This is a genomic window from Lutispora sp. (assembly GCF_041687175.1).
Taxonomy (GTDB): domain Bacteria; phylum Bacillota; class Clostridia; order Lutisporales; family Lutisporaceae; genus Lutispora.
Genome location: NZ_JAWLCK010000154.1, coordinates 1 through 5247 on the forward strand (window position 1 = coordinate 1; position 5247 = coordinate 5247).

A 5247-nucleotide genomic window follows, 5' to 3' on the forward strand; every position below is an offset into this window, starting at 1 on the left:
CGAAATCCAGATTCAGAGTTCTTAACTCATATATATAGAATATACAATAACTTGATAATTTAGTCAATTATATTTTTCCTATATTGAATTTAATGCTTATTTTCTCATCCAAACATTCTGCTGCAAATTGCAATTGCTACAATTATTCCCGTAATATCTGCTATTATTGCTGCAAGCAGTGTATGGCGGATATTTTTTATGCCTATTGATCCGAAATATACTGTGATGGTATAAAAGATAGTCTCAGTGCTGCTGATTATAGTACAAGCTATGATCCCTGTCAAACTATCTGGTCCTACACGCTTCAATATATCTGCCAATACACCCAATGCACCGCTTCCCGATAATGGCTTCATTATTATAAGGGGAAGTATCTCCTCCGGTATTTTTAAAAGGACAGTAAAAGGCCTTAATATTAAGTCAATAAGTGCCAAACCTCCTGATGCTCTAAGCATGCCCACTGCCAGAAGCATAGCCACAATGTAAGGAAAAATCCTTAGTGTTATATTCATGCCTTCCTTTGCTCCTTCAATAAAAGCCTCATAAACAGGCACGCCTTTTATGTATCCATAGCTTAGCATAAACAGTATTATGAAGGGTATCACAATATTCATTCCATATTACCCTCCCTTTTTTCAAATATCTTGCAACAGATTACTCCTACAGTCAAAGCTGCCATAGAAGTGATTATGGAGGGTATGATAACAGCTCCAGGATTGTTTGAGCCAAGAGAAGCCCTGATTGACATCACAGTAGAGGGTATCAAACAGATTGGAGCGCCGTTTATAACCAGAAATAAAGCCATAGCATTGGTAGCAGTACTTTTGTCCCTATTGAACTTTTGCAGCTCAGCCATGGCTTTCAGCCCAAAAGGTGTTGCCGCATTGCCCAGGCCAAGCATATTGGAAGTTATATTCATAACCATGGCCCCCATGGCAGCACTTTTCTCTGGTATATCCCTAAACAGGAGACCTAGTACAGGTCTAATTATAGAACCAAGCTTTTCTACCAGACCTGCCTTTTCCGCCGCCTTTAATATACCGCACCAGAGCATTAGATTTCCCAATAATCCCAATGAGATATCAAGAGAGGATTTTAATGAAGTGAATATTTCCTCATTCAAAGCTTCCAGCTTTCCGTTGGTTGCAGCAAAGGCTATGGAAAATGCGATTATGAAAAACCATATCTTGTTGATCACAAAAAACCCCACCCTAGATTATTTATTAGTTAAATCTATGGTGGGATATTTTTTTTTATTACACTTAATCTCTTCCGAAGAGATCTCCTATTCCGATGCCTCCTAACAAGCTGGCTTCACCCTTGGACTTTCCGCCTCCACCGCCTTTGGAGGCTGCTGCCATTATCTTGTTTGCAAATCTGCTGAATGGTATTGATTGAAGCCATACATGTCCTGGTCCTCTCAAAGTGGCCAGGAATAATCCCTCTCCTCCGAAGAAAGCGCTCTTCACGTTTCCTACAAATTCTACATTGTAGTCAACGCTTGGTGTCATAGCTACAAGACATCCCGTATCAAGCTTCAAGACTTCTCCCGGTGCCAGTTCCTTTTCTATTATTGTTCCCCCTGCATGCATAAAAGCAAGGCCGTCTCCTAAAAGTCTCTGCATTATGAAACCTTCACCGCCGAATAATCCTGCTCCTATATTTTTCTGGAATGCTATCTCAATCTGTATACCTCTTGCAGCACAGAGGAAGGCATCTCTCTGGCAAATCAACTGTCCTCCCAAGGCTCCCAGATCCTTTGCTATTATCTTTCCTGGATATGGTGCTGCGAAGGCCAATGATTTTTTGTCATAGGCATTATTGGTAAACATTGTCATGAACAAGCTTTCTCCTGTCAGCACTCTTTTGCCTGCCCCCAACATCTTGTCCATAAAGCCTTTCTTAGCATCAGCATCAGAGCCGTCGCCAAATACGGCATCCATTACTATTCCCTCACTCATGTACATCATGGCTCCTGCTTCTGCCACTACGCTTTCTCCCGGGTCTAATTGAATTTCTACAAACTGCATGTCATCCCCATAAAGTTGAAAATCAACCTCATGCGCCTTTTTCATTTTAACCCTCCTAAAAAATATAATATGAATGCTTACGTTTATATGTATGTAATTCCATAATAAACCATATTATTCCCACAGACAATCTTTTTTTAAAAAGTTCTCCAATATGAATATTTATTAGCAGCATGTTGCATGCATATCCCTTGTCATGACTCGAGATACGGGACTCGTGACTCGGGACTCGTGATACGTAATGCAGAGCTCGTGACTCGGGATCCGAGACTCGGAACTCGCAACCCGCAACTTGTAACCCGTAACAAATATACTACCTCAGCTTGTATATAAAATAATCTCCTTCCCCCAGCTTTTCAAAGTTATCATCGAGGTACTTCCTGTAGCTTCCATCGTCTCCGTATATATAACCACCTAAGGGGCTGAAATACTTGGCTCCCTTTTCTACTAGATAATGTATCTCTTTCTCAGCTCCTGTGGGAATTTCCTTATAGTATTTTATATTTGCTCTCCAGCCACTTCTCCTTGACTGGTTCAGCAAAGTCGGTTCTACTGTGCCGATCACCACTAAGTCATCTTGTTCAGTGTACATTCTAATAACCTCCGCCTGTTTTAGTATATTGTCCTTTTCAACAAAAAATGATTTACAACCTTTATAGTTCCATATGGCCAGTACTGATAATCCCATAAGTACAGAAAAAATAATCCTCCTGCCATTTCCCAGCTTACCCAGGTTCTTTCCTGCCCATATAGCTGCAATGGGAGTCGTAAAGATAAAGTAGTATTTGAGTTTTATCACTGCTACTACAGCTATTACTTCCAAAAGCATTGCTGCAGTCCAGAAAATTATTGGGTAATCCTTGGTCCATTTGGAATCTATAAGACCTGCAATAATTGGTACTATGAGCCCTGGGGATATGGCTGCAGCTATTTCTCCTCCTGCAAACTTATAAGACTCAATATCTAAAAAAGCTTTGAGACTCTTAGGAACTATGTGAAGAAGACCAATATTGGTCACATAATCAAATTCTGCTATGCTTCTGGACCATTGAATATATATTATATTTGGCAGCAGTGAGATGAGGGCAAAGATCCAGAGTTCCCACTTTAGCAGAAATCTGAATCTGTATTTTTTTATGAGAAGAAAAATCATAGCAAGCCCAATAAAAATGGTGGGAGTTTTCTGGGATATGGATAGGCATGTAAAAATAGCTGATATAAATAATGTTGACAACTTTTCATTGTCATACCATTTTGTAAAATAGTAAAATGCTCCGATGAAAAAGAACAAGGCTGCCGATTCAGGCATTATGGCTCTGGTGTAATATATATTAATGGGCATGATTGCATAGGCAATGATAGCATACCAGGCCACCGGATTGCCGTAATATCTTTTAACTATAAGATACAAATAGATTGAAGATCCCATAAAAAATGTTATTGGGACAAGCCTTGCCAAATAATAGTGATAGCCAAAAACTTTATACAGCAGGGCAATAAGAAAAGTGGTTATCTGAAATTCCAATTGGACATAATTAGGCTTTTTTCCATCATAGTTAAATTGAGGATAAAAAATATTGAATTTATCCTCAAGAAAGTTTCTTGCTATTGATTCTGTATCACTCTGGCGCCAAAAATCTCCTTGTTCACAGGGCGAATTATTGATATGAGGTATTCTAATTGCAAAAATAAAAAGAAAAACCAGTATGGTTACTATCAGGTTCCACCGTTTATTATTCATTGCATCATCCCTATCACTAAACTAACCCAACCCTATTACTTCTACTGAATGAAGGCTCCTTCAACTGTTGAGTATAAATACTCCCGATACAATCATCACAATCCCGATAATTTTGTTAAAAGTAAAGGGCTCATTGAATAAGAACTTTGAAAGCAATGCAACAAGAACATAACCCAAGCTTACCATAGGATAGGCATAGCTTAAGTCTGATTTTGTGAGAACCTTTATCCACAACAAAAAGCTGCTGCCGAAAAGAATCAATCCTATGAGTATCTCAGGTATTATCAATATATGTAGTATATCTCTTACTATATTACTTAAAGACAATGAAATATTGCCTAATTTATTTGCTCCCAGCTTCAATATGGTTTGTCCCAAAGCTCCCATCAATACGGATATTAGTATCTCCGTCAAATTTCTATTCATAGACCTCTCCCCTTTTTGGCTGGGGCTTTCTGACCTTAAGTGGAAGGCTTAAATAGCCTTTTATGGTTCTCAGCACCTTCATCTTGCTTTCACCCTGTTTCAGGTTATATTCCAAAACCAAAGGATATTCGCCTGCCCTAACTCCAAGCTTGCTAAACCTGGCTAATATTTCAGCCATGCATTCAAACCCTCTGGAGGTAACTAAATCTCCTCCATAGGCCATAATTGCCCTGTCCAGATAATCCACATCATATACTCTAAAGCCACAGGAATAATCATGGACATTTTCTATAGGAAAAAATAATTTTAGAAAAGCAGCAGCTCCTCTGCTCAATAGCTTTCTTTCCATTGAAAGCCCTATTTCCCTTCCACCCTTCACAAACCTGGAGGCGATAACTACATCCAATTCCTCTTTTATCAGCTTATCCACCATAAAGGGAATGATTTTAGGGCTGTGGGTATTATCCGCATCTAAAGTAACAAGTATATCTCCTTTGCCATATTTATGGCTCACATGATAAAAAAGAGTATAAATAGCTCTGCCTAAACCTTGATTCACATTGTGATTTATATAGTTGATAAAGTCATAGCTTTCCCTATACTCCTTCAGTATTTCCTCAGTATTATCAGTACTGCCGTCGTTTACCACCAATATTCTGAATCTGTCCCCATATATATCTTTGAGAAAAAGCAGCTTATCCAAGACCTTTGGAATGGCTTCTTCTTCGTTGTATGCAGGCAAGCCTACTATAATATAATAATCCATAATATCCTCCAAAATAATAATCCTGTTAATAGTATTGTATTAACAGGATTCTCACTTAATGAGGACTTTATACAATTATGAAACCAAAGTCATGCTGGCATCATCTTCATAATAAGATTATTTATGTATAAAAACTATTTGTATATTAGATCATAGTATTGAAACTGTTCTTCTTCATCACAATCCACCCCTGATGAAAAGGATCTATTGCCTAATATATCCAACAGCTTGCTTTTTTCTATATTCCCATTAAAATATTGGTTTACTGCGATACACATGGTTTT

The 5247-nt window shown here is 38.3% G+C and carries 6 protein-coding genes; all 6 read right to left on the reverse strand.

The genetic code is table 11. The annotated features are described in order from the left end of the window. Window positions 1-104 precede the first annotated feature (104 nt). Window positions 105-614, reverse strand: a complete 510-nt coding sequence (locus ACESM9_RS14135; protein ID WP_373000055.1) for a spore maturation protein — start codon at window positions 612-614, stop codon at window positions 105-107. Continuing rightward, a complete protein-coding gene (locus ACESM9_RS14140; RefSeq protein WP_373000058.1) occupies window positions 611-1198 on the reverse strand; it encodes a nucleoside recognition domain-containing protein in 588 nt (195 codons plus the stop codon). Before ACESM9_RS14140 ends, ACESM9_RS14135 begins: the two co-directional genes overlap by 4 nt. A gap of 64 nt (window positions 1199-1262) precedes the next feature. After that, a complete protein-coding gene (locus ACESM9_RS14145; RefSeq protein ID WP_373000061.1) occupies window positions 1263-2075 on the reverse strand; it encodes a TIGR00266 family protein in 813 nt (270 codons plus the stop codon). A gap of 268 nt (window positions 2076-2343) precedes the next feature. Continuing rightward, complete coding sequence (locus tag ACESM9_RS14150; protein WP_373000064.1) at window positions 2344-3771, reverse strand: ArnT family glycosyltransferase; 1428 nt, start codon at window positions 3769-3771, stop codon at window positions 2344-2346. Window positions 3772-3831: 60 nt separating this feature from the next. Next, the gene (locus ACESM9_RS14155) at window positions 3832-4197 is read right to left on the reverse strand and encodes an SMR family transporter (protein ID WP_373000067.1); all 366 of its coding nucleotides are present in this window, start codon (window positions 4195-4197) and stop codon (window positions 3832-3834) included. Further along, window positions 4190-4963, reverse strand: coding sequence for a glycosyltransferase family 2 protein (locus ACESM9_RS14160; protein ID WP_373000070.1), 774 nt, complete (start codon window positions 4961-4963; stop codon window positions 4190-4192). Before ACESM9_RS14160 ends, ACESM9_RS14155 begins: the two co-directional genes overlap by 8 nt. Between the last annotated feature and the right edge of the window lie 284 nt (window positions 4964-5247).

Excerpts from the sequence above, each read along its gene's own strand:
- ACESM9_RS14155 (WP_373000067.1), bottom strand. The coding sequence starts at position 4,197 with ATGAATAGAAATTTGACGGAGATACTAATATCCGTATTGATGGGAGCT.
- ACESM9_RS14150 (WP_373000064.1), bottom strand. The coding sequence starts at position 3,771 with ATGAATAATAAACGGTGGAACCTGATAGTAACCATACTGGTTTTTCTT.
- ACESM9_RS14160 (WP_373000070.1), bottom strand. The coding sequence starts at position 4,963 with ATGGATTATTATATTATAGTAGGCTTGCCTGCATACAACGAAGAAGAA.
- ACESM9_RS14135 (WP_373000055.1), bottom strand. The coding sequence starts at position 614 with ATGAATATTGTGATACCCTTCATAATACTGTTTATGCTAAGCTATGGA.
- ACESM9_RS14145 (WP_373000061.1), bottom strand. The coding sequence starts at position 2,075 with ATGAAAAAGGCGCATGAGGTTGATTTTCAACTTTATGGGGATGACATG.